This window comes from Pseudosporangium ferrugineum (assembly GCF_003002065.1).
GTDB lineage: Bacteria > Actinomycetota > Actinomycetes > Mycobacteriales > Micromonosporaceae > Actinoplanes > Actinoplanes ferrugineus_A.
Genome location: NZ_PVZG01000018.1, coordinates 38,763 through 61,481, shown reverse-complemented (window position 1 = coordinate 61,481; position 22,719 = coordinate 38,763). Strand labels below are relative to the sequence as shown.

The 22,719-nt window shown below is 73.5% G+C and carries 18 protein-coding genes; 9 read left to right on the top strand and 9 right to left on the bottom strand.

From position 1 onward, the window contains the following. Positions 1–7 precede the first annotated feature (7 nt). The 5 genes from CLV70_RS30390 to CLV70_RS30370 all read left to right on the top strand — a co-directional run bounded on the left by CLV70_RS30390 (position 8) and on the right by CLV70_RS30370 (position 8,878). Positions 8–994: an AAA family ATPase gene (locus CLV70_RS30390; protein ID WP_106130055.1), complete on the top strand. Its 987-nt coding sequence runs from the start codon at positions 8–10 to the stop codon at positions 992–994. Beyond that, on the top strand, positions 991–2,136 hold the full coding sequence (locus tag CLV70_RS30385; protein ID WP_106130054.1) for a DUF58 domain-containing protein: 1,146 nt from the start codon (positions 991–993) through the stop codon (positions 2,134–2,136). Before CLV70_RS30390 ends, CLV70_RS30385 begins: the two co-directional genes overlap by 4 nt. After that, a complete protein-coding gene (locus CLV70_RS30380; RefSeq protein WP_146164211.1) occupies positions 2,130–4,499 on the top strand; it encodes a transglutaminase TgpA family protein in 2,370 nt (789 codons plus the stop codon). Before CLV70_RS30385 ends, CLV70_RS30380 begins: the two co-directional genes overlap by 7 nt. 226 nt (positions 4,500–4,725) lie before the next feature. Next, a complete protein-coding gene (locus tag CLV70_RS30375) occupies positions 4,726–5,295 on the top strand; it encodes a TetR/AcrR family transcriptional regulator (RefSeq protein WP_106130053.1) in 570 nt (189 codons plus the stop codon). Positions 5,296–5,554: 259 nt separating this feature from the next. Continuing rightward, positions 5,555–8,878: a S8 family serine peptidase gene (locus CLV70_RS30370; protein WP_106130052.1), complete on the top strand. Its 3,324-nt coding sequence runs from the start codon at positions 5,555–5,557 to the stop codon at positions 8,876–8,878. 120 nt (positions 8,879–8,998) lie between these two features. On the opposite strand, the gene CLV70_RS30365 is transcribed toward CLV70_RS30370, so the two are convergent. From CLV70_RS30365 to CLV70_RS39885, 5 genes are all read right to left on the bottom strand, one after another. Then, positions 8,999–9,316, bottom strand: a complete 318-nt coding sequence (locus tag CLV70_RS30365; protein WP_106130051.1) for a MazG nucleotide pyrophosphohydrolase domain-containing protein — start codon at positions 9,314–9,316, stop codon at positions 8,999–9,001. Positions 9,317–9,339: 23 nt separating this feature from the next. Further along, on the bottom strand, positions 9,340–10,557 hold the full coding sequence (locus CLV70_RS30360; protein WP_106130050.1) for a DNA glycosylase AlkZ-like family protein: 1,218 nt from the start codon (positions 10,555–10,557) through the stop codon (positions 9,340–9,342). A 33-nt stretch (positions 10,558–10,590) separates the two neighbouring features. Continuing rightward, on the bottom strand, positions 10,591–11,901 hold the full coding sequence (locus CLV70_RS30355; protein ID WP_106130049.1) for a B12-binding domain-containing radical SAM protein: 1,311 nt from the start codon (positions 11,899–11,901) through the stop codon (positions 10,591–10,593). Further along, positions 11,898–12,521 carry a dTMP kinase gene (tmk, locus tag CLV70_RS30350; RefSeq protein WP_106130113.1) on the bottom strand — a complete coding sequence of 208 codons (624 nt, stop codon included), beginning with the start codon at positions 12,519–12,521 and terminating at the stop codon, positions 11,898–11,900. Before tmk ends, CLV70_RS30355 begins: the two co-directional genes overlap by 4 nt. Positions 12,522–12,652: 131 nt before the next feature. Further along, complete coding sequence (locus CLV70_RS39885; protein ID WP_158277853.1) at positions 12,653–15,859, bottom strand: ATP-binding protein; 3,207 nt, start codon at positions 15,857–15,859, stop codon at positions 12,653–12,655. Between the two features lie 120 nt (positions 15,860–15,979). Between CLV70_RS39885 and CLV70_RS30340 the strand changes: the two genes are divergently transcribed. The 3 genes from CLV70_RS30340 (at position 15,980) to CLV70_RS30330 (ending at position 17,782) form a co-directional block, all read left to right on the top strand. Further along, positions 15,980–16,237, top strand: a complete 258-nt coding sequence (locus CLV70_RS30340) for a hypothetical protein (RefSeq protein ID WP_146164210.1) — start codon at positions 15,980–15,982, stop codon at positions 16,235–16,237. A 96-nt stretch (positions 16,238–16,333) separates the two neighbouring features. Next, the gene (locus CLV70_RS30335) at positions 16,334–17,059 is read left to right on the top strand and encodes a phosphatase PAP2 family protein (RefSeq protein WP_106130047.1); all 726 of its coding nucleotides are present in this window, start codon (positions 16,334–16,336) and stop codon (positions 17,057–17,059) included. Between the two features lie 30 nt (positions 17,060–17,089). Further along, a complete protein-coding gene (locus tag CLV70_RS30330) occupies positions 17,090–17,782 on the top strand; it encodes a phosphatase PAP2 family protein (RefSeq protein WP_106130046.1) in 693 nt (230 codons plus the stop codon). A gap of 4 nt (positions 17,783–17,786) precedes the next feature. On the opposite strand, the gene CLV70_RS30325 is transcribed toward CLV70_RS30330, so the two are convergent. Then, positions 17,787–18,944 (bottom strand): PP2C family protein-serine/threonine phosphatase, encoded by a 1,158-nt coding sequence (locus CLV70_RS30325; RefSeq protein ID WP_106130045.1) that lies wholly within the window; start codon positions 18,942–18,944, stop codon positions 17,787–17,789. 86 nt (positions 18,945–19,030) lie between these two features. On the opposite strand from CLV70_RS30325, the gene CLV70_RS30320 reads away from it, so the two are divergent. Next, on the top strand, positions 19,031–19,699 hold the full coding sequence (locus CLV70_RS30320; protein WP_106130044.1) for a DUF3159 domain-containing protein: 669 nt from the start codon (positions 19,031–19,033) through the stop codon (positions 19,697–19,699). On the opposite strand, the gene CLV70_RS30315 is transcribed toward CLV70_RS30320, so the two are convergent. The 3 genes from CLV70_RS30315 to CLV70_RS30305 are packed head-to-tail and all read right to left on the bottom strand — an operon-like array spanning position 19,667 to position 22,610. Next, positions 19,667–21,124, bottom strand: coding sequence for a glycosyltransferase family 2 protein (locus CLV70_RS30315; RefSeq protein ID WP_245908552.1), 1,458 nt, complete (start codon positions 21,122–21,124; stop codon positions 19,667–19,669). The genes CLV70_RS30320 and CLV70_RS30315 overlap by 33 nt on opposite strands. After that, entirely contained in the window at positions 21,121–22,236 is a 1,116-nt protein-coding gene (locus CLV70_RS30310; protein WP_245908558.1) for a HEAT repeat domain-containing protein, read from the bottom strand. Before CLV70_RS30310 ends, CLV70_RS30315 begins: the two co-directional genes overlap by 4 nt. After that, complete coding sequence (locus CLV70_RS30305; RefSeq protein WP_106130042.1) at positions 22,236–22,610, bottom strand: response regulator transcription factor; 375 nt, start codon at positions 22,608–22,610, stop codon at positions 22,236–22,238. The genes CLV70_RS30310 and CLV70_RS30305 overlap by 1 nt, the downstream gene beginning before the upstream one ends. Positions 22,611–22,719: the final 109 nt, after the last annotated feature.

The following is a 22,719-nucleotide window of genomic DNA, read 5'->3' as shown; positions in this document are numbered from 1 at the left end:
CACGCCCGTGAGCACCGAACCCCTCCCGCCCCAGCACGTGCAGGGCTTCGCCGGCATCGCCGCGCAGCTCGCCGACCGGATCGGCACGGTCGTGCTGGGCAAGCCCGACGTCGTACGGCTGGCCCTGACCGCGTTCTTCGCCCAGGGCCACGTGCTGCTGGAGGACGTGCCCGGCGTCGGCAAGACCACGCTGGCCCGGGCCATGGCGGCGGCCGTACGCGGCCAGTGGCGCCGCATCCAGTTCACGCCCGACCTGCTGCCCTCGGACGTCTCCGGCGTCACGATCTTCAACCAGGCGAGCCGCGGCTTCGAGTTCCACCCCGGCCCGGTCTTCGCCAACATCGTCATCGCCGACGAGATCAACCGGGCCTCGCCCAAGACCCAGTCGGCGCTGCTGGAGGTCATGGAGGAGCGGCGGGTCACCGTGGACGGCGTACCGCACCCGGTGCCGCAGCCGTTCCTCGTCGTGGCGACGCAGAACCCGGTCGAGATGGACGGCACGTACCGGCTGCCCGAGGCGCAGCTCGACCGCTTCCTGGTGAAGCTCTCCGTCGGCTACCCGGCCGAGGACGTCGAGGTCGAGGTGCTGCGCGGCGCCGCCCTGCGCTCCCCCGACGCCCTCGAACCGGTCACCGACACGGCCACCGTCGGCGAGATGGTGCGGATGGCGTCCCGGGTGCACATCGCCGACCCGCTCTACACGTACGCGGTCCGCCTCGCCGCCGCCACCCGCGACCACCCGCAGGTCCGCGTCGGGGTGAGCCCCCGCGGGGTGATCGCCCTGACCCGCGCCGCCTCGGCCTGGGCCCTCATCAACGGCCGCGGCTACGTCCTCCCGGAGGACCTGAAGACGCTGCTCGAGCCGGTCTTCGCGCACCGCGTCCTGCTCTCGGCGGACGCCCAGCTGCGCGGCGTCACGGCCGCCGAGGTGCTGCACGACGCGGTCCGCTCGGTCCCGGTCCCGCTGCCGGACAACCAGCGCGTCGAAGCGTGACCCTCCCCGGCCCCCTCACCGCCCGCGGCGCCGGGGTCGTGCTCGCCGCGGTGCTCCTGCTCGGGCTCGGATTCCGGTTCGGCTATCCCGACCTGGCCCTGCTCGGCACGGCCGCCGCCGTCGCCGCCCTGTGCGGCGTCGCGTTCGGGCTGTGGCGGCCCAGGCTGGGCGTCGATCGGGTCGCCGACCCCGACCGGGTGGCCCGGGGCGAACCCGCCACCATGACCCTCACCGTGCGCAACACCAGCCGGCTGCGGGCCGCCAACCTGGTGGCGGCCGACCGCTGCGGCCGGGCCGACGTGCCGGTGCCCCTGCTGCGGCTGCGCCCCGGCCGGGACACCACCGTCACCTATCCGGTGCCGACCACCCGGCGCGGCGTCGTGCCGGTCGGGCCGCTGCGGATCACCCGGCACGATCCGCTGGGCCTGCTCACCCTCTCCCGGGCGTACGGTGGCACCGCGACGGTCTGGGTGCACCCGCGCATCCACCTGCTGCGGGCCGTGCCGGCCGGAATGGCCCGCAGCCTCGACGGGCGCATCGACAAGGTGCCGCACGGCACGATCACCTTCGACTCGCTGCGGGAGTACGTCGTCGGCGACGAGCTGCGCCGGGTGCACTGGCGCAGCTCCGCCAAGGTCGGCGAGCTGATGGTCCGCGAGCAGCTCGACACCAGCGAGCCGACGATCCTGGTGCTGCTCGACGACCGCGCCGCCGCCCATCCGGGGATGCGCGACGGCACTGCGGAGTCCTTCGAGACGGCGTGCGAGGCGGCCGCGTCGATCGTCGCCGCCGCCGTCCGCGAGGACCTGCCGGTCGCCCTGCACCTGGTGTCCGGGCCGGTGCGGGGGCCGTTCCTGGACGTGCTGACCGAGGCGGAACCGCGCGACGGCGACCTCGCCGCGACCGTACGCAGCCTGCGGCAGAACAGGCTGGGCGACACCCTCGTCTTCCTGACCGGGCCCGGCGGCCGCACCGACCTGGGCGCGGTGAGCGCGCTGCGCGGCCCGTACCCGGTGGTGATCGCCGGGCTGTTCGGCGACCAGGACGCGGCCCCGGTGTCCGCGGGCGGCGCCATGATCGTCGTCGAGGCCGAGGACGGCGAGCAGTTCGCCGCCGCCTGGGACGGGGTACGCGGATGGTGAGGCGCCTGCGGGCGGCGGTCGTACCCGTGGTCCTGATGGTCCTGATCGCCCTCTCCGGGGTCGTGCTCGGCCGCATCTACGCCGACGACCTGCTCCTGCGACTGGTGGCCGGCGCGGCGCTGGGATCGGTCGGGGCAGGCCTCGCCGCCCGGCGGCTGCCGTCGTGGACGGTCGCGCCGATCTCCGTCCTGCTGCTCGCCGGGTACACGACCGCGGCGCTGCGGATCGCGGCCGACCGGGCCGGGGCCACCGAACCGCTCGGCCAGATCGTCGCCGACGCGCTCACCAACGGCATCCCCCGGCTGCTCACCGCCATGATCCCGGTCGAGTCCACGCCGGACACCGTGGTCGTGCCGGTGGTCGCGGCCTGGCTCGCCGGACTCGCCGGCACCGAGGTGGCCGTGCGCGCCGGCCGGGTGCTGCTCGGCTGCCTGCCCGCGACGGCCCTGTACGGCGGCGCCCTCTACGTCGTCGGGCCGAACGCGGACAGCGCGGGCTGGGCGACGCTCGCCTTCGCCGGCGCGGTGATCGCCGGCCTGGCGGTGAGCGTACGGACGCCCGGCGGTCCCGCCCTCAGGGACGTGCCACCGGAGACGCGGACGGCGGTGCGGGGGCGCGCGCTCGCCGGTTCCGCGGCCGGACTGGCGATCCTCGTGGCCCTGATCGCGGCGGTCGGCCCGTGGATCGGCGCCCAGGTGTCGGCCACCCCGGTCGACCCCCGCCGGTACGTCGCACCGCCACAGGTGGACAGCCTCGACGAGAGCCCGCTGAACCGGATCTCCGGCTGGGCGCTCACGCCGGAGCAGCGGCTGCTCGAGGTGGGACCCAGCGCGCCGGGCCGGGGCAAGGTACGGCTGCGGCTGGCGGTGCTGCCCGACTACGACGGCATCACGTGGCGGGTGGGTGCGACGTACCGCAACGCCGGCCGGGTGCTGCCGGCGCCGGCGCTGCTGCCCGACGTGCCGGTCGCCCGGGTGACCCAGGAGATCACCGTCGGCGAGCTGGCCGGGCGGCTGCTGCCCGTGGTGCCCACCCCGACCGGCGTCCAGGGCACCCGGGTCGCGTACGACCCCGCCACCGGCACGGTCATCCGGCCGGAGCCGCTGCGGGCGGGGCTGCGCTACACCGTCACGTCCGACACCCAGGAGCCCGACTACAACCTGCTGCCCGGCGCCGACTCGCCGAGCGGCGACCCGGTGGCGCGGTTCCTCACCGTGGGCGCGGGTGCCCCCGATCAGATCCAGCGCCTCGCCGACCAGCTGGCCGACGGCAACGGCGGCGCGTACGACCGGGCGGCGGCGATCGAGGAGTTCCTGGCCGAGCACTACCGCGAGGTGCCGGACGCGCCGAGCGGTCACGCGTACCCGAATCTGTCGTTCTTCCTGTTCGGCCCCCGCGACCAGGGCGGCCAGCGCGGCACCTCGGAGCAGTTCGCGGCGTCGTTCGCGCTGCTCGCCCGGCTCACCGGCCTGCCGTCCCGGGTCGTCGTGGGCTTCGACGCCCCGCGCGCGGGCGGCCCGGTGACCGGCGGTGACGCCGTCGCCTGGCCGGAGGTGCTCTTCGACGACCTGGGCTGGGTGCCGTTCGACCCGCTGCCCAAGAGCGACGAGCCGCCCCGCCCGGTCGAGGACGACTTCACCCCCAAGCCGTCCACCGCCCCGCCGAGCTCGGACCCTCCGGACGCGACGGACCTGCCGAGCGCGTCGGCCCCGCCCGCGGTGGCCGCTCCCCCGGCAGCGTCCCGCACCGGCCTGTCCACGGTGCTGGTCGCGTCCGGCGCCGGCGGGTCGGTGCTCCTGCTCCTGGCCGGGCTCGCGGGGACGATCGTCGTGCTGCGCCGGGGCCTGCGCCGCCGGCGGCTCACCACGGGCGCGCCGGCGCAGCGGATCACCGGGGCGTGGCTCGAGTTCACCGACGCCCTGCGGCTGGCCGGCCGCCCGGTGCCGGACCACCTCGCGGCCACGGAGGCGGCGGCGTTCGCGGCGACGGCACCGCCGCTGCGCCGGGCGGCCCCGCCGGAGGACTTCGCGCTGCCCCCGCTCGGCGACCTGGTCACGGCGGTGAACACGGTGGCCTTCGCCCCGGGCGCGGCGACCGGCGAGCAGGCCGACCGGGCCGGCGAACAGGCCGTCACGTACGCGGAAGCGCTCCGCGCCGGCAGATCCTGGTGGCGCCGCCTGCGCTGGACCCTGCACCCGGGCCCTCTCCGCTGGCACCGCGTCCCGAAGAAGCCGGACGCCGCACCGCCGCCCCCGGACCCGGCGCCGGAACAGGCCCCGGCGTCGCCTTCCGTGTGGGCCCCGCCGCCCGCCGCGGCCGAACCACCCCCGGCGGCCTTCTCCGAGCCGCCCGCCGGAGCCTGAGCGATCCGCCGGCGACCCCGATCACCGGATCGCGATCAGCCATTTCCCCAGGGCCCCGCCTCGCTCGAACGCGGTGTGGGCGTCGGCGGCCCCGGCGAGCGGGAACCGGCCGGCGACGACCGGGCGCAGCTTGCATCATGCGCGACACGATCCGCCGGGACCGGTCACGCCGGCCAGCAAATGAGAAGGGACCGTCGCCGGTCGGCTCAGTAATAGGCTGACCGCCATGCGGATCGACGCCGAGGAGAACCGGGCCCGGATAATCGCCGCGGCCCGCGACCTGATCGCCGAAGCCGGTCCGGACGTGCCGATGGCCCGGGTAGCGCGGCGCGCCGGCGTCGGCAAGGCCACGCTCTACCGGCGCTTCCCGACCCGCAAGGACCTGGTCGCGCAGACGTACGCCGACCGGCACGCCCAGTGCTCCGCGTCCTGGCACGAGGCGGCCCGCGACCCGGACCCGGCCCGCGCCTTCCGGGAGACGATCCTGCGATTGTGCGCGGCCCAGGTGGTCGACCGCGGATACACCACGGCGGTGCTCAGCGGCCAGGGCCTCGACATCGACCGGGCAGACTACGACCGGGCGCTGTCACTGCTGCTCGACCGGGCAAGGGCCGCGGGCGCATTGCGACCCGGGATCGGCGCGGCCGACCTGTGGCTCCTGCTGGCCGGCAACGCCGGGGTGATCGCCGTCGCCGGACCGGGCGCGCCGGCCGCATCACGCCGCTTCGCGGAACACATGCTCCGCTCCTTCGCCCCGGACCCGGCCGGACACCCCCGTCCGGCCTCAAGCGGCTAGCCCACCTGCCGCCGCGCCCCGGCGACGAACATCCCCGTGTTCAGCTGCCACCGGCTCGCACCCACCCCAGGAATCAACTCGGCGAACGTGCCCTGCCGAACCCCCACGGACCGGCCGCGCCGCGGGGCACCGACCACGCGCGACGGAGACCGGTCACCGCATTCTTCCGCCGGGCTGGTGGGTTGCCCGGCCGGGCAGAGTGTGGGCTCGGGGCGGTGGGGCGTGCAACCTCGGAGGTCGTCCCGATGATCAAAGGGGCATGACAAACCACGTACCCAGAACGGCCAGGCGCAGAGTCGTGGCCGCGGTGGCGGCGCTCGCCGTCGGCGGTGCCGTGCTCGGGCAGGTGTATCTCGCCGGGCCGGAGGCCGATGCGGCGCAGGAGCCGGACCGGTCCGCCGACGCCGGCACGGCCGTCGTGCCGGTTGCCGGCACGCGCCCCGGACCTCGGACGGTGACCCTGGTGACCGGCGACCGGGTGACCGTCGCCGGTCCGGACGCGACCCGCCCGTCCATCGAACCCGGGCCGGGGCGCGCGAAGGTCTCCTTCGCCACCTCGGTGGTCGGGGGGCACCTGCGGGTGGTCCCCTCGGACGCCGCCCGGCTGATTCAGAGCGGCCGGGTGGACGAGCGGCTGTTCGACGTGACCGAGCTGATCCGGGCCGGCTACACCGATGCGGAACGTCGCACCGTGCCGCTGATCGTCCGTTACAAGGATGAGGACGACGCCCGCGAGGCCATCGATCGCGGCGGGGCGAAGATCACCCGCAGGCTGCCCGTGGTCCGGGGGGCGGCGGTGAGCGCGCCGAAGCCGCGTACCCAGAAGACCTGGAGCGAGCTGACGGCCGAGCCCGGCGTACAGAAAATCTGGCTGGACGGCGTCCGCCGGCGGACGCTCGATGCGAGCGTCCCGCAGATCGGCGCGCCGGCCGCGTGGGCCGCCGGTCTCACCGGCAAGGGCATGACCGTCGCCGTCATCGACGGCGCGGCCGACACCACGCACCCGGACCTGGCCGGCCGGGTCACGCTGCGCAACTTCGTCGAGGGTACGGACGCGCCGGTCGGCGGTGACGTGCACGGCACCCACGTGGCGTCGACGATCGCGGGCAGCGGCGCGGCGTCCGGCGGGAAGTTCAAGGGTGTGGCGCCGGAGGCGACGGTGCTGTCCGCCATGGCCTGCGGCGAGGTGAACTGCCCCGAGTCGGCCCTGCTGGCCGCGATGCAGTGGGCCGCCGTCGAGCAGAAGGCCCGGGTGATCAACATGAGCGTCGGCGGGCTCGACCGGCCCGGCCTCGACCCGGTCGAGGAGTCGGTGAACCGGCTCACCGCGGAGACCGGCGCGCTGTTCGTGGTCGCCGCCGGCAACAACGGGCCCGTCGCCGGCGAGATCGATTCGCCGGGCAGCGCCGACGCCGCGCTGACCGTCGGGGCGGTCGACAAGGAGGACGCGATCGCCGACTTCTCCAGCCGCGGGCCGCGCAACGGCGACAGGGCGATCAAACCGGACATCACCGCGCCGGGCGTCGACATCGTGGCGGCGAAGGCCGCCGGCTCCGACCGGGAGGTGCCGCCGGGCACCCCGGACGGCTACATCCCGCTGCGGGGCACGTCGATGGCCACCCCGCACGTCAGCGGCGCGGCGCTGCTGCTCGCCCAGGCCCACCCCGGCTGGCGGGCCGACCGGTTGAAGCGCACCCTCATGGCCACGGCCCGGCCGAACGACGACCTCGGCCCGTTCGAGCAGGGCGCCGGCCGCGTCGACGTGGCCGCCGCGCTGAGCGGAACCCTGACCGCCGAGCCGCCGTCGGTGTCGTACGGGCAGCTGCGGTGGCCGCACGACGAGGACGCCTCGATCGCGAAGAAGGTCACCTACCACAACGACGGTCCGCAGGCCGTCGAGCTGACCCTGGCACTCGCCGGCTCCGACGTGTTCACCCTCGGTGCGGGCCGGCTGGACGTACCGGCCGGCGGGACCGCGGAGGTCACCGTCACCGCGAAGCTGCCGAGGACCGCGGAGAACACCACGTACACCGGCCGGCTCACCGCCACCGCCGGCGACCGGACCGTGGTCACGCCGCTCGCGGTGGACAAGGAGCCGGAGCGGTACACCGTCACCGTGCGGCACATCGACGCCGCCGGGAAGGCGGCGAAGAAGTACCGGTTCCGGGTGTTCGACCCGAAGGGTGAGGTCACCGACCTGCCCAGCACGCTGTACGACCCGTCCGGCACGCTCACCATGCGGCTGCCCAAGGGCCGGTTCACGATGGCCTCCTACGTCGACAGCTCGGGCGGCGACGGCGGCGGCGACCCGGATCCCAGCGGGCGCGGCGCCGACCAGGCCGTCATCTTCCACCCGCTGGTGGACGTCGACCGCGACGTGGACCTGACGTTCGACGCGCGGCGCGCCAAGCCCGTCGCGCAGCGGGTTCCCGGCGAGTCGGCCGTCGCCCGGGGCGTGAACCTGAGCCTGGAGATGAAGGTCGACGGCGCACCGGTGGAGCTCGGCGTCGTCCAGGAGACCTTCGAGGGCCTGGCCGTGGACATGCTCGGCTCCGGCGCCGGCGTCACCGACCTCACCGGCGTCGTGACCAGCGGATGGACCCGGTCGGGCGACGCGGAGAGCAGCCCGTACGCCTATTTCGTGGCCGACCGCGTGCCGGCGGAGAAGCTGCTCGCCGGCTACGACCGCAAGTACGCCGAGAGCGAGTTCGCCACCGAGACGCAGGAGATCCACGGGCCGGCCGGGACGGCGGCACGTCAGTGGCTCTTCCCGACCGGACCGGCCGGCGAATCGTTCGGCGCCTCCCGCAGCAACCTGCGCTCCGGGCGGGTCAACCACTACAGCGTCGCCGGTGGTTTCCGCTGGTCCTCCCAGCTCGGGCTGGACACCGACGGCACCGGAACCTTCGGCGGCCTGTCGTTCTTCCAGGGACCGCGCGCGTACCCGGCCGGGAAGCGAACCCGCCAGGTCTGGGGTCAGGCCCCGTACGGTCAGGTGTTCAACCCCGCCAGCCAGTGGGTCACCCGGGCTTCGGACACCCTCTCCCTGACGATGTCGCCGTTCGGTGACGCCGCCGGCCACGCCGGGATCTACGAGAAGACGACGGCCCGGACGAAACTGTTCCGCGACGACACGCTGCTGGACGACGCGGAGGGCCTCACGACAGGCGCCGACGGCCTGCCGGACGCGGCCGCCACGTACCGCGTGGAGCAGACCACCGAGGGCGGCATCGACGGCTTGTCCACCCGGACCGCGACGAAGCTGACCTTCCGGTCGTCCCGGCCGTCCGGCGCGGACCAGGCCGTCCCGCCGGTGATCGCCGTCCACTTCGGCGTCCCGAAGGCCGGCAAGCTGCCGGTCGACGTGCGGGACGCCACCGGCGAACCGGTCAGGACCCGCCGGCTGGCCGTCGAATACTCGGCCGACGACGGGAAGACGTGGAAGACCGCCCCGGTGACCGGCGGCTCCGCGACGGTGAAACTCCCGGCCGGCACCGCATTCGTCTCGCTGAGAGCACACGCCACCTCAGCGGCGGGCAGCACGGCCGAACAGACCGTGATCAGGGCGTACCGGCCGGCGTGACGCCGGGGGAAGGCCGCATGGACACGGAAACCGGGGGCCCGGCCCGGCCATGCGGCCTTCCCACCGAGGCAGCCTGCCGCGCATCGCCAACGGTCTACGTCCATCGGCGAGGAGACGCGGTCACGCCCACTCGCGCTGTTCGTTGTGCTCTTCCTTGCGACGTAGAGCGGTGTTCAAGTCGATGCCGTAGCGGTTGGCGACGGCGCATACGAAGATCATGATGTCGGCGAGTTCCTCGTCGACGGTGCCGACGATCGATGTGGTGCCGACTGACAGGTCTTCGGATTTGCGTACGGCTTTGAAGAGTTCGCCGACCTCTTCACCCAGGAGGAGGCACTGGGCGATGACCCCGCGATCGGCGAATCCGCGCTCCTTCTCCATGTCGGCGACGTAGCGCTGGATATCGGACAGTGTCGCCGCGGGTGGCAACGGAATCATGTGGGCCAACCTCGGGGAAGACGTCAGGGCGACGGGGAGGGTAACAGTTCCGCCAGACCGTGGGGAGCTGGCCGATTCGCCCGGATTTCGGCGTAACCTGCGCGCAGGGCGACCGTGAGCTGCCGCGCGGCTGCTCTTACGGCTGTTCGGTCTGCCCCCTCGGCTGGGGTGCGATGGAGACGGCATCGAACCGCACGAGTGGGAACGTCCCAGCTCCAGGACCCTGTCACGCGGCCGTTGATGACGATGGCCGGCAATGCCTCGCCGATCTGGTTGAACGCCGAGTCTTCGTCGAGGGCGCCGAGATAGCGCTTGCGAGTCTCGGCGTAGGCCTTGAGGGCGACGTCTTCGTGGGCCAGGAAATGCACCTGAGCGGGTGACTGCTCGTTTCGCTGCCGGGTGAACTCCTCGAATCGGGCCCTGGGGAGGTACAGCGTCGAGTCCGCCCACGGTGTCGACACCGCCGTCAGCGGGCGTCCGGCCTGGTCCAGGGCTGTCACCACGGCGGTTCGTGACAACCCGGACCACCAAGTGGCGTCGCGCAGGGAGGCCGGCCCGTAGCGGTCGAAGTAGGCCTCGATCAGGCGGGTGGTGGCGGTATCCCGATCGAGGCTGAGGTGAAGGTCAGGGTGGCTGGTAGCAGTCAGCGCGAACGTTCGGTGTTCTCTGTTCCAGCCGCCGCTGCGGTTGCGGTACGTCAGCTCGCCGCACTCCCAGGCCAGTTTCAGTGCGAGCCGGGCGGCGGGCACTGGGGTGCCCGCCTGGGCGAGTCGTTCCTCGATCTGCCGGTGCGTGAGATGACTGCGCTCGGCAAGCAGACTCTTGATCCGGGCGATCAGTGCCGTGACCAGCCGATCGGAGACGCCGGCATTCGTCAGCTGCCGCAGGGCGTCGCGTTGCCGGTAGTGCAGGGTGGCACTGTGCGCGGCGCCGGCCAGAGCCACCGGCATGGTGTGCAGTGTCTTGCGCATGCACCGCAGAGTGACGAGTTCGCGGTGCGTTCGGTCGTCCCACAGGCTCAGCGCCACCGCGGGCTGTGTGGCGCGGGCGAGAACGGTGGCGAAGGGTGACGGTAGCCGGGCCGCGTGCAGGCCCAGTGTGGCAGCGGCGACAGCGGAGGCACTGGTGAACCGCCGGTCGCTGTGCAGACCTTGCCGATGAAGGAGCCATTGCCACAGAGCATCGGCGTTTTCTGCGTCGAGGTGATGGACCTCCACAACCTGAGGCAGGGCGGCTGGCACGCCGGGACGCTAGCACGATGGCGTGCCGGGCTGTCAGCCCTGGGGCCCCCACGCACTCTCCACGAAGTCCCGCAGTCGCTCGTAGGACTGCTGCGTCTCGGCCCATTCCCGCTCGTCGCCCCACCAGTGCCGGTCGTTGTGGTGGATGTGGAACTTCGCCCAGTCGTGGTCCCAGTCCGGCTGCAGGTGAGTGCCGTGGATGCGGTGTAAAGCGGCTTGCTCGTACACCTGTGTGCCCGGCAGGGGGACAAACCGGAACAGTGATACCCGAGCGAGGTCAGGCCGCAGCTCCGACAGCAGTGAGATTGTCTCAGCTGTGGTCTCCCGGTTCTCGCCTGGATAACCGTGGATGATGAAGACCTTCGCGGCGATACCGGCCCCGGCGGTGATACGTACTGCCCGTCGGATCTGCTCGCGTTTCGTGTTCTTGCGCATCGCCTTGAGCAGGGTCTCACTGCCGGACTCCATGCCGTACTTCACCTCGATACACCCGGCCGTTGCCATGGCGCCGAGCAGGGCTGAGTCGACGGTGTCGACACGCGACAACGCTGACCACCGCAAGTCAAGATCGGCGATGCTCTCGCAGATGTCCGCAACCTTGCGCTTGTTGACGATGAAGTTGTCGTCGACGATCGCGAAGCCCTCGATGCCGTGGGCGGCTTGCAGATGGCTCAGCTCATGGCGGGCACTTGCCCCGCTCCGGTATTGGATGCGCGTCTGGCCGGCCGCGCAGAAGGCGCAGGGGAACGGGCATCCTCGGCTGAACATGACGTGGGCCATGCGTAGGTCGGTGCCGGCCAGGCGGTCGGGCAGGATGAAATCTTCGACCGGCAACAGATGCCGAGCGGGTAGAGGCAACTGATCGATGTCGCGCAGAAGCGGCCGGGTGGGCTCACGGTGCACCGTCTCGCCATCGCACCAGAGCACGCCGGGCACTCCGCCGAATCGGCGGGTGCCAGCTCGTTCCAGAATGTCGAGGATGGTCTCTTCCGATTCACCGGCGGCCACCACGTGCGCGCCGAAGTCGAGCAGGCTCTGCTCGGGGTAGAAATTGGCGTGTACGCCGCCCACCATGACGAGGGCATCAGCGCGGGTCCGGGCTCGGCGACGGGCATCGAGCATGAGACCGTAGGTCGCCGAGGAGGCCAGGGAGAATCCGACCGCATCGCAGTCGGAGAGATCGAGCGCGTCGGCCCCCGGAGCGACCTTGCCGATGCGCACATCATGGCCGGCAGCTTCCATGACCGCGGCAAGATAGAGCACTCCGAACGGCGGGAACTCCTTGCGGCCTTGGCGGAACCGCGCCATGTCGTAGACCTCGGGGTAGAGCAAGGTGACCTTCATGCCGCGTCCGTCGCCCGATCGAGAATGACGTCGGCCAGCCGCCGGGCGACCGCTTCGGCAGGATGAGAGCCGACGTCGTAGGTCAGCACGCGACGCCCTTGTCGGCGGAGGTCGTCGGCGGCCGTCAGGAATGCGTTTCGCTCGCGTTCGTTGGCCGCGACATCGGCGCTGTGGAACCGGCTGTAATGGCCACGCCGTGCCGCTCGCTGGGCGCACAATGCCGGCTCGCCGCAGAGGATGATCGTCAGATCCGCGGCAGGGAGCTGGGAGTAGACCGCCCGGCGCAGCTCCGAGCGCACCCCGTCGGCGAGGTCGAACACCATCGACGAGGCCACATAGCGATCGCAGACCACGATCGCCCCGTCGGCCACCGCAGGTCGGATCACGGTGCGTTCGTGGTGATAGCGGTCCGCCGCGACCAGCAGCGCCAGCTCGTTCCCTCGAAAATCGAACGTCCCACGCCGCGCAAGTTCCCCGATACCGGTGGACGAAGGGGTGCAGGTGAGCAGCGGCTCGTGGCCGCGCTCACGGAGCTGGTCGCAGACCAGGCGGGCCGTGGTGGACTTGCCCGCCCCGCTCTGCCCATCCAAGGTGATGAACATGCCGAACCCAAACGCCATCAACACAGAGTGACTTAGCAAGCACCCTTTGTGAAGTCGGTTGGTGCCTACGTGCCCATGGCGCGAGCCGCGGCGAAGGCGGATGCCGGCCGTCGCGGCCCCGGTTGGCCCCGAGCACGGACTTACGGGAGTCAGGGACGGATACGGCCGGCGTCGGCGTGCACTTTCGCCATGCCCAGCCTCTCCGCCACCGCCGCCACCTTTGCCAGCAGCTCGCCGGCCTCGGCCCGCTGCCGCGTCCCGCCCTCGCGGAGCAGGACCCGCGCCTGGTCGTAGCGGATGCGGGCCAGCGTCGGCGGGGAGTCCTGGGCGAGCGTCGCCGCCGCCCGGAGGTCCTCGCGGGCCTGGGCCGGGTCGTCCTCGGCGAGGGCCAGCACGCCGCTGTAGCGGGCCACCGGGCCGAGCAGGACCGTCGGCCAGCCGGCCAGGACGAGTTCGTCGCGGCGGTGGCGGAGCAGGGGGGCCAGGCGCGGGGCGAGGGCCGCGGCGGTCGGGTCGGACGGTAGTCGCTCGCGGAGGGTGGCCACCGCCTCGGCCAGCACGGCCGTGGTCGGCACCGACCAGCCGTGCGGGGGCCAGCCGGACAGGTCGCCGTGGACGGTCACGAAGGCGGCCAGGCGGTCCGCGGCCTCGGCGTACCGGCCGGTGTCGCAGCAGGCCAGGATGAGGGCCGCCGGCCAGATCGGGAAGTGGGCGTCGCCCTCGATCGCGCCGGCCAGGTTCTCGGTGAAGAGGTCCTCGGTGCGGCCGAGTTCGCGCAGCAGCCAGTAGACCTGGCCCTGCCACGTCTGCTTCAGCGTGTCGGCCGGCACGGCGAGCTGGGGGCGTACCTCCTCGACCGCCTGGCGGCCGGGGCCGAAGAGCCAGCCGGCCGCCGCCGGGAACGTGCCCCGCCACAGGTGCAGCATCGTGTCCAGGACGTCCTGCAACCAGCGGCCCTGCGGGCGGGGGTGCTCGGCGACGGTCTTGCGGTGGTCCTTCACCGCCGCGTGCACGTACGGCAGGTCGCCCAGCCGGACGTGGTCGATGATCAGGGCGACCAGGGCCTCGCTCTCGAAGTACGGCGACCGCGCGGCGATCGCCGCCTCGCGGAGCCGGTGCGAGACCTCCCGCAGCTCCCGGGGCGGCGCGTGGTCGTACAGGCCCCAGCGGCACTCGTTGAGGACCTCGCAGCGCACGGCCGGATCGTGGTTGCCGTCGAGGGCCAGCAGGGTACGGCGGGCGAGTTCGGGGCCGCCCTCCACGGTGGCGCCGGCCGGCCGCACGTGGGCCGCCACGGCCATCGACGTCTTGTGCGCGAGGTGCGCCTGGAGTTGCAGGCGGAGGGCGCCGGCCGCTTCCCCGCGTACGGAATCGAGGTGGTGCAGTGAATGCCGCAGCAGGTAGACCACCTGCTCGTCCACGACGCCCGGGTCGAACCACTGCCGCGCCATCCGGATCGCCGCCTGGGCCTGGAGCTCCGGATGCCCCTCCGCGGCGTCGTACGCGTTGCGGTACTGCCGGACCGCCTCCCCGGCCTGGCCCAGGTCGGCGCGGGCGTCACCCAGCGTCACCATGAGTTCGGCCGCGAGCGCCGCCGGGCAGTCGAGCCGCAGCCCCGCCTCGGCCCAGTCGGCCGCCGCCTGCGCCGAGTAGCCGTGCCGCTCGGCGCGCGCCGCGGCCAGCATCGCCCGCGCCGCCCGGTCCGCCGGGAGCAGCCGCCGGGCCAGCCGCGCCTGGCGGGCCATCTGCACGGCGAGCGGCGCGGTGAGCCGTTCGCCGTCGGCCACCCGCGCGGCCAGCGCCTCGAACCGTTGCCGCGCCTCGGCCGCCGGGGCGTCCGCCGGCGCCGCCGCCGGGGCCGGGGCCGGGCCGGTCAGGTCCACCCCGGGGGGCGTGAACCACGGCGTGCGGCCGGCGCCGTGCGGTCCGATGAGGACGATGCCGAGCGGCTGACCGGCCAGCCCCTCCCGCAGCTCGCCGAGCACCTCGCCGGCGATCGGGCTGAGCAGGTGCGCGTCGTCGAAGACCAGCACCAGCGGACCGGCCCGCAGCACCGGCCGCAGCAGCGCCTCCAGCAGGCCGATCAGCCCGGCGAGATCCCGCGGGCTCTCCGGCCGGGCCGCCGTCGTGGTCACCGCCGGGGAGACGAACTCCACGACCAGCTTCCGTACGCCCGGAGCCACCGTCCCCAGCCCCAGATCCCGCCGCGAGTGGGCCCACAGCGCCCCGGCGAGGGCCCGCCACGGGGACAGCTCGTCGAGATGCCGGCAGCGGACGGCGAGCACGGCGGTGGCCCGGACGGCGGCGCGCGCCACGACGTCCTCGATCAGCGGTGCCGTGCTCCCGTTCCCGGCGTGCCGCACGGTCAGCGTCGCCGGGCCGTCCGCGGCGAGCCGCCCGAGCAGGTCCTCGAACGCCTCGACGGCCTCCGGTGCCGGGCTCCGCGCCGGCGCCGGCGCCTCGGGAATCAGCGGCCGGTGCACGTCGACGCCGTCCTCGTGCAGGCCGATGAGGTCGAACGCCCGCGAGGTGGTGGCGAGGTCCACCCCCGACCGGCGGCCCTGCTCGACCAGATCCTCGGCCGCCGCCGCGCCGTCGCGGCGCAGCACGTCCAGCACCCGGAGCAGCCAGAGCGCGTCCGCCCGGCCGAGGCGGTGGGTCACCGGCCGGGACGCCCAGTCCGCGGCCCGGTCGTACCAGCCGCGGGTCAGGGCGGCCCGGGCCATGCCGTCGACGAGTTTCTCCCGTACGCGGGTGAGCCCCGCGCGGAAGGTGCGCAGCGGCTCACCGGTGGACCACTCGGGGCCGAACTCGGCGAAGGGCTCGGCGGGCCAGAGGGCGGCGGTGGCCGCGTACCGGCGCTCGGCCTCGGCGTGCTCTCCCGCGCCGAGCAGGCCCAGCACGTCCCGCGCCGCCCGCTCGAACCGGTACGCGTCCACCACGTCGGCGAGGTCCCGTTCCGGCCCGGCGACCAGCTGGTAGCCGCGCGACTGCCGCGCCGAGGTGATGTCCAGCCCGTGCTCGCGCAGGATCCGCCGCAGCCGGGCGATGACCGGGGCGAGCAGCGCCTCCCGCGCGGTCGCGTGCCCGGGGTCCCACACCGGGTCGAGGAACGCCTCCGGGCGCAGCGGGCCGCGGGCGGCGACGAGCACCGCGAGCGCCTTCTTCTCCTGGGACCGCCGCAGCTGGGCCCGGCCGTCGGCGACGATCTGCACCTCGCCGAGGACCCGGATGCTCAGGCCGGCCACGGTCAGGCCACGGGCCCACCCGATCCGGCCGCGTCCCGTCTGCGCCGGGCTCGCCGCCGCGCCGCGCAAGGTCCGTGCAATGTCCCGCTGGGAGAGTGCAATGAACATTTTTCCACTTGGCATTGAGCCCGACAGCGCCGGGCCATCGCCTGGCGGCGGGCAGTGCCGGCCTCGCCACGTCGAAAAAGGTTCAATGTCCGCCGGGTTGAGTGAGCCGTGGGGAAGGACATGCCGAGCACGGTACCGGCGAACGTCACCGAGCGGGAGCACAGGTTGTCGTACCAGCAGGAGCTCGCGAGGGCGACCGACCGGGCGATCAGGGTCGCCGGCGGCCGCCGGATCATCGTCGACGACAGCTGGGAAGTCGAGATCAGCGCCCGGTCCTGGAGCAGCATGCTGGCGATCATCAAGAAGATCGCACTGACCCACCTCGGATACGCCGACATGAGGTCGATCGAGAACGTGGCGGCGAGATATCTCGACTGATCTCCTTTCGGCGTCCCGGGTGGTGGCCCGCACCGGCACGGGCCACCACCCGGGCCCGGGTGAGTAAGCCGGAGCGGACCGGGGTAGACCTCGGTGATGCGAATCGGTTTGCGCCTCACCACGGCCGCGGTCCTGGCGATCGCGGTGCTCGTGCCGTTCGCGCTGCTCGCGGTGCTGGTCGTCGGCGACTGGGCCCCGCTGCACGACGCGGACGCCGCGGTCACCGACGCCCTCCACACGTGGGCGGTGGCGCATCCGGGCGGCCGGAACGTGGCGGTGTGGCTCACCAACCTCTTCGCGCCCATGCCGCTGCGGGCCGCCACACTCGTGCTCGTGCTCTGGCTGCTGCACCGGCGGGCCCGGCAGCCGGCGCTCTGGGTGGTCACCACGATGGTCGTCGGCGGGGTGCTGGGTGCGGTGCTGAAGCTGCTCGTCGGGCGGCACCGGCCGGACCTGCTCGACCCGGTCGCGCGGGCGGCCGGCTACTCGTTCCCGTCCGGGCACGCCCTCAACGCGGCCCTCGCCGCCGGCGTCTTCGTGCTCGTCCTGCTGCCCGTCGTCCGCCGCCGGTGGCTGCTGTGGGGCGGCGCGGCCCTGATGGCCGTGCTGACCGGCGTCACCCGGATCGTCCTCGGCGTGCACTGGACCAGCGACGTGGTGGCCGGCTGGCTGCTGGGCGTGGCGGTGGTGGCCGCGACGGCGACGGCGTTCACCCGTCGCGGGCTGGACGACGTCCTGGAGGCGGGCGTCGAGCCGGGGCTCGCCGAGGCGGAACCGGACAGTTCCGCCCCGATGCCCGCACACCGATCCGGCGATGCGTAACGCGAACGCGCATCGGGTAAAGGCGCCGCCATGTCCGATGTCGCGGTTCGGGTCGTCAAGCGGGTGTTGTTCCCGGTAGCGCTGCTGTTCGGGGTCATGGTGGGGCTCGGCCTGCTCATCACCAAGGTCATGGCGCACGTGTGGCCGTTCACCGTCGAGGACTCGGTGAACCGGGAGCTGGAGCGGGACCGTACGGCCGAAGGCAACGCCGTGTCCCTGGTCTTCAGCACGCTGGCCAACACGCCGGTCATCATCGCGGTCACCGCGCTCGCCGCCCTCGTGCTGCGGCTGACGCTCAAGCGGTGGCGGGAGCCGATCTTCCTGTGCGTGGCGGTCACCGCGCAGGCGCTCGTCTTCTTCCTCACCACGCTCGTGATCGACCGGACCCGGCCCGCCGTGGATCACCTGGATGCCTCGCCGCCGACGTCGAGCTTCCCCTCCGGGCACACCTCCGCCGCGGTCGCGCTCTACCTGGGACTCGCTGTCCTGCTGGTACGCCTGACGAACCGTACGGGCCTGAAGGCGCTCTGCTGGCTCCTGGTGCTCGTGCCGGTGTGCGTGGCCGTGGCCCGGATGTACCGCGGCATGCACCACCCGACGGACGTCCTGGCGTCGTTCCTCAACGGCGGCACCTGCGTCGCCGTGACCGCGCGGGCGTTCCTCGACGAGGGCGTACGCCGGGTGCGGCGGGCGATCGGATCGCGGCGGCTCGCCCACTCCTGAGTGGTTACGGCCGCCACTGCACCAGGGCGGCCGTCGCGTCGTCGCGCAGCTCACCGTTCTCGTACGAGACGATCGCGTGGATCAGCCGCCGCATCACCTCGGGCGCCGCGATCCCCAGCCGCATCGTCTCGCCGATGAACGCGCTCAGCCGGTCGAGGCCGAACAGCTCGCCGTCGGCCGACCGGGCCTCGGTGATGCCGTCGGTGTAGAGCACGAGCGTGTCGCCCGGTTCCAGCATCACCTCGGTGACCCCGGGCGGCCGCGGCAGCATGTGGCCGAGGCCCAGCGGCAGCGCGGTCGGCGTGGGCAGCGCGGTCATCGTGCTGCCCCGGCGCAGGTGCAGCTCGGCCGGGTGCCCGGCGGCGATCCGGCGGTAGCTGCCGGTCGTGGTGTCGAGTTCGGCCAGGACGGCGGTGACGAACGCCCCCGGGAACTGCGAGCGGATCCACTTGTCGATCGACCGGTACGTGTCCGCCAGCCCCAGCCCCGACCGCCGCGCGTTGCGGTACGTGTTCAGCGTCAGCGTGGTCAGCGCGCTCGCACTGATCCCGTGCCCGACCGTGTCGAAGAGGGCCACATGCACGATGTCGCCGTTCGCGGCGTAGTCGAACGCGTCGCCGCCCACGTCGTAGCACGGCTCCAGCACCGCCGTGACCAGAGCGTCGTTCGCCGCGAAGGTCAGTGGGGGCAGCTGGTTCCAGATGATCTCGGCCGCGAGCTGCATGGGCAGCCGCCGCCGGGTCCGCTCCACCGCGTCGCCGTAGAAGCGCCGGCTGGCGATCAGCTCGGCGACCAGTGCCGCGATGACGACGAGGTCGCGGTGCAGGCGCTCGTCCGGTTCCTCCTCCAGCCACACCTCGAGCACGCCGAGGCGTTCGGCGCCGTGCAGCAGCGGCAGCCACATGCGCGAGTCGGCCTGGGTGGTCACCGCGGTGCAGAACGCCTGCCCGGCGAGGGTGTCGTCCACCTTGCGCGGTTCGTGGTCGCCGGGCGTGCCGTGCAGTGGCCAGAGCGAGATCTGCTCGTAGTCGATCATGAGGGCGGTGAGCCGGTCGGCGCCGAGCAGCGGCGCGACGCCCGCGAGCGCCGGCGGCAGATCCTCCGGGCGGCTGCGGTGCCGCAGGTCCAGCAGCCGGCGCACCGCTTCCATCGGATCGACCATGCCGGGCTTCCTACCCCCAACACCCGTGCCGCCAACCCACCGCACCCAAAGGTAGGGTTACCTAACTTCGAGAGCGAGGTGGGTGCGTGGCGGAACCGACGCTGGCCGAGGTGCTGGGCGGGCGCAGGGCCGCGCTCGACGCCACCGTGCCGCCGGTGCTCTTCGTCGCCGGCTGGCTCATCGGCGGCCGGTCACTCGGTGCGGGTGCCGCGGCCGCGCTGGCCGCCGCCCTGCTGGTGGCGGTGCTGCGGCTGCGGCAGGGCGAGCGGCCCCGCGCCGTGCTCGTCGGGCTGCTCGGGGTGTGCGTCGCCGCGCTGATCGCGATGCGTACCGGCCGGGCCGAGGACTTCTTCCTGCTCCAGATCGTCAGCAACGCGGCGAGCGCGCTGGCCTGGGCGGTGAGCATCGTGATCCGGTGGCCGCTGCTCGGCGTCGTGGTGGGCGCGGTGCTCGGGCAGCGTACGCGGTGGCGACGCGATCCCGCGCTGCTGCGGGCGTACGGACGAGGCAGTTGGGTCTGGGTTTTGCAGTACGTGCTGCGCCTGGCGGTGTTCGTGCCGCTGTGGGCCGCCCACCAGGTCGTCGCGCTCGGTGTGGCCCGGGTAGCGCTGACCTGGCCGCTGGTCGCCGCGTGCCTGGCGGTGAGCTGGTGGGTGATCCGCCGCGACCTGCCCGCGGACCACCCCGGCCTGCGCCACCCGCGCACCGGGACACCCCCGCGGTCAGCCCCGGCCGACGCCGACCATCTCGGGTGAGTCGAGGTCGCCGCCGAAGCCCTCGCGGTGCATCACGCCCCAGACCGCCTTGCGTCCCCGCCACGCGCCGAGCGCGCCCCAGGCCTGCCACACCGCCAGCACCTGCCGGTAGCCGAAGTTCTCCACGAGCGCCGCCGCCACCCCGCGGGCGATGTCCGACCAGCGCGGATAGCGGTGGAACGAGACCTCCTCGATGAACAGGGACACCAGGCTGACGAGCAGGCCGTATCCGTACGCGACCAGCACGAACCGCCACGCGAACCCGACGTCGACCGCGCCCGCCCACAGGCCCAGCGGCAGCAGCACGACGGCGGCCAGCTCGACGAACGGCGCCAGCAGCTCGAACAGCACGTAGTACGGCAGGGCGAGCAGGCCGATGCGCCCGTAGCGGGGGTTGAGGATCATGCCGCGGTGCTTGCTCAGGATCTCCGCTATGCCCCGGTGCCAGCGCCGCCGCTGCCGGCCCAGCACCCGCAGCCGGGACGGCGCCTCGCTCCAGCTGACCGGCTCCGCGACGAAGATGACCCGGTAGTCCGCGTGCCGGCGGCGCAGGTGGTGGTGCAGGCGCACGACGAGTTCGGCGTCCTCGCCGATGGTGTCCGGGTCCATGCCGCCCACCTCGACGACCAGGTCCCGCCGGAAGATGCCGAAGGCGCCCGAGATCACCACCAGGCCGCCGAGGCGGGACCAGCCCGTCCGGCCCATCAGGAAGGCCCGCAGGTACTCGACGACCTGCACCCGCAGCAGCCACGGCTTCGGCATGCGCACGTCGACCACGCGGCCCCCGACGACCTTGCAGCCGTTGGCGATCCGCACGACCCCGCCGCAGGCGGCCACCCGCAGCGGATCGTCACCGAACGGCTTGGCGACCGACAGCAGCGCGTCCGGGTCCAGCACCGAGTCCGCGTCGACCATGCAGACCAGCGGGTGCCGGGCCAGGTTGATGCCGACGTTGAGGGCGTCGGCCTTGCCGCCGTTGGTCTTGCGGACCACGGTCAGCGTCTCCGGGTTCGCCCGCGCCACGTGCACCGACAACACCTGGGACCGGTACGGGATCTCCGACGGCACCACCCGCGGCACCGCGACGAGGTCGAACTGGGCCCGCAGCCGCTCGAACGTGTCGTCGCTGGACCCGTCGTCGACGACCACGACCTCGTAGCGCGGATAGCGCAGCGCGGTCATCGCCTGCACCGCCGCGACGATGCCGGCCCCCTCGTTGTGCGCGGGGACGATCACCGACACCGGCAGGGTCAGCGGGCTGCGGAACATGTCGTCGGCGCCGGCGAACGGCATCCGCCGCAGGTGCTCCCGGAACTCCAGCCCGGCGAGCACGATCAGGGCCAGATAGCCGCTGTTGAGCGCGATGAAGTACGCGAAGATCGCGAAGTCGGTATAGCGCAGCACGTCGCGCACGACGTCGGTCACCGGGCCGCTCCGACCCGCTCCTCGTGCAGGACCCGGGCCAGGGCGAGCGCCTCCTCGGCGTGCAGGGCTGCCGTCGACCGCTGGGCGTGCGCCCCCGCCCCGCCGGCCTCGGCGCGCGACCGGTCGGCCTCGACGGTGTCCCGCAGCGCGTCGAGTCCCGCCGGGCCCAGCCGGCGCAGCGCGTGCGCGGCCTCGTGCGCCACCTGGTAGGTCTCGTCGTCGAGCAGGGCCACGAGCGTCGGCACCGCGGACGGGGAGCCGAGGTCGCCCAGGGCGCGGGCCGCGGCGGCGCGCAGCAGGGTGGGACGGGAGCTGTGCACGGCGGCGGAGAGGGGTTCGAGGGCTCCGCGCGTACCCATCTTGCCCAGGTTGGTCGCCGCCGCCACCCGCACGTCGACGCTGGTGTCCTCGCGCAGCAGCCGGGCGATGCGGTCGACCGAGCCGGTGGCGCCGAGCAGGCCGAGCGCGTCGAGGCAGACGGCGCGCACCCGGGCCTGCGGGTGGTCCAGCGCGGCGGAGAGCGTCACCTCGGCCTCCGCGCCGAGCTGGGCCAGGGTGTGGCTGGCCAGCAGCGCCGGGATCGAGTCCGACCGGTCCAGGCCGGCGATGATGCTCCAGGCCGCGGCCGGGTCACCGATGCGGCCGAGCGACCGTACGGCCACCACGCGCACCTCGGCGTGCCGGTCGGTGAGCAGCCGGCACAGCTCCGGCACGGCCTGCCGCAGCTCGAGGTCGCCGAGCACCTGGGCGGCCCGGGCCCGGACCACCGGACTGCGCGAGCGCAACCGGCCGAGGGCGGTGCGGGCCGTACCCCGGCGCAGGAACACCGAGACCAGCCCGGCGTGGGCCTCCCCGCGGAGCTTGCCGAGCAGGGCGAGCGCGTGCGGCTCGGCGGCCCGCCACGCCTGCTCGGGGATCGCGACCAGCTCGTCGCCGCCCTCCTCGCCGTTGTCGGCCACGAAGGCGAGCAGCGCCGGGCGCGACCGGGCGGCGAGCTCGGCACGCTTGCGTTCGCGGGTACGGCGGACCAGCCGGACGGCGACGATGCCGGCGGCGGTCACCGCGACGATCCCGGCCAGGATCACGATGACCACGGTGAACAGGTGCAGCATCACCGCGCCACCCGGGCGAGCGCCGACTCCACCCGTTCCAGCAGCTCGCGCGGGCTGAACGGCTTGACGATGTAGTCGGTGGCGCCGGCCGCGTACCCCTGCTCCAGGTCCTGCGGGCGGGCCCGGGCGGTGAGCATGATGATCGGTACGTCCGCCCGCAGCGGCCCGGCGCGCAGCTCCCGGCAGACGTCGAGGCCCGACATGCGCGGCATCCGCACGTCGAGCAGCACCAGATCGGGCGGCCGGGACCGGGCCTGCCGCAGCGCGGCCGCCCCGTCGGACACCCCGACCACGTCCAGGCCGGCCTTGTGCAGCTTGTACGCCACGAGGTGACGAATGTCCGGGTCGTCCTCGACGAGGAGAATGGTGCTCATCGTCCCCCCGGGATGCCGAGCCAGCGCTGATCTGCCCAACATATCCGTTATGTGAGCAACGCTCCCGGGAACGGGGAGCAAAGCCGCAACCGGTTGGCCGAGCACTCAA

Coding starts and splice junctions, on each gene's coding strand:
- CLV70_RS30380 (WP_146164211.1), top strand. CDS start 2,130: ATGGTGAGGCGCCTGCGGGCGGCGGTCGTACCCGTGGTCCTGATGGTC.
- CLV70_RS30375 (WP_106130053.1), top strand. CDS start 4,726: ATGCGGATCGACGCCGAGGAGAACCGGGCCCGGATAATCGCCGCGGCC.
- CLV70_RS30370 (WP_106130052.1), top strand. CDS start 5,555: ATGACAAACCACGTACCCAGAACGGCCAGGCGCAGAGTCGTGGCCGCG.
- CLV70_RS30365 (WP_106130051.1), bottom strand. CDS start 9,316: ATGATTCCGTTGCCACCCGCGGCGACACTGTCCGATATCCAGCGCTAC.
- CLV70_RS30355 (WP_106130049.1), bottom strand. CDS start 11,901: ATGAAGGTCACCTTGCTCTACCCCGAGGTCTACGACATGGCGCGGTTC.
- tmk (WP_106130113.1), bottom strand. CDS start 12,521: ATGGCGTTTGGGTTCGGCATGTTCATCACCTTGGATGGGCAGAGCGGG.
- CLV70_RS39885 (WP_158277853.1), bottom strand. CDS start 15,859: ATGTTCATTGCACTCTCCCAGCGGGACATTGCACGGACCTTGCGCGGC.
- CLV70_RS30340 (WP_146164210.1), top strand. CDS start 15,980: ATGCCGAGCACGGTACCGGCGAACGTCACCGAGCGGGAGCACAGGTTG.
- CLV70_RS30335 (WP_106130047.1), top strand. CDS start 16,334: ATGCGAATCGGTTTGCGCCTCACCACGGCCGCGGTCCTGGCGATCGCG.
- CLV70_RS30330 (WP_106130046.1), top strand. CDS start 17,090: ATGTCCGATGTCGCGGTTCGGGTCGTCAAGCGGGTGTTGTTCCCGGTA.
- CLV70_RS30325 (WP_106130045.1), bottom strand. CDS start 18,944: ATGGTCGATCCGATGGAAGCGGTGCGCCGGCTGCTGGACCTGCGGCAC.
- CLV70_RS30310 (WP_245908558.1), bottom strand. CDS start 22,236: ATGCTGCACCTGTTCACCGTGGTCATCGTGATCCTGGCCGGGATCGTC.
- CLV70_RS30305 (WP_106130042.1), bottom strand. CDS start 22,610: ATGAGCACCATTCTCCTCGTCGAGGACGACCCGGACATTCGTCACCTC.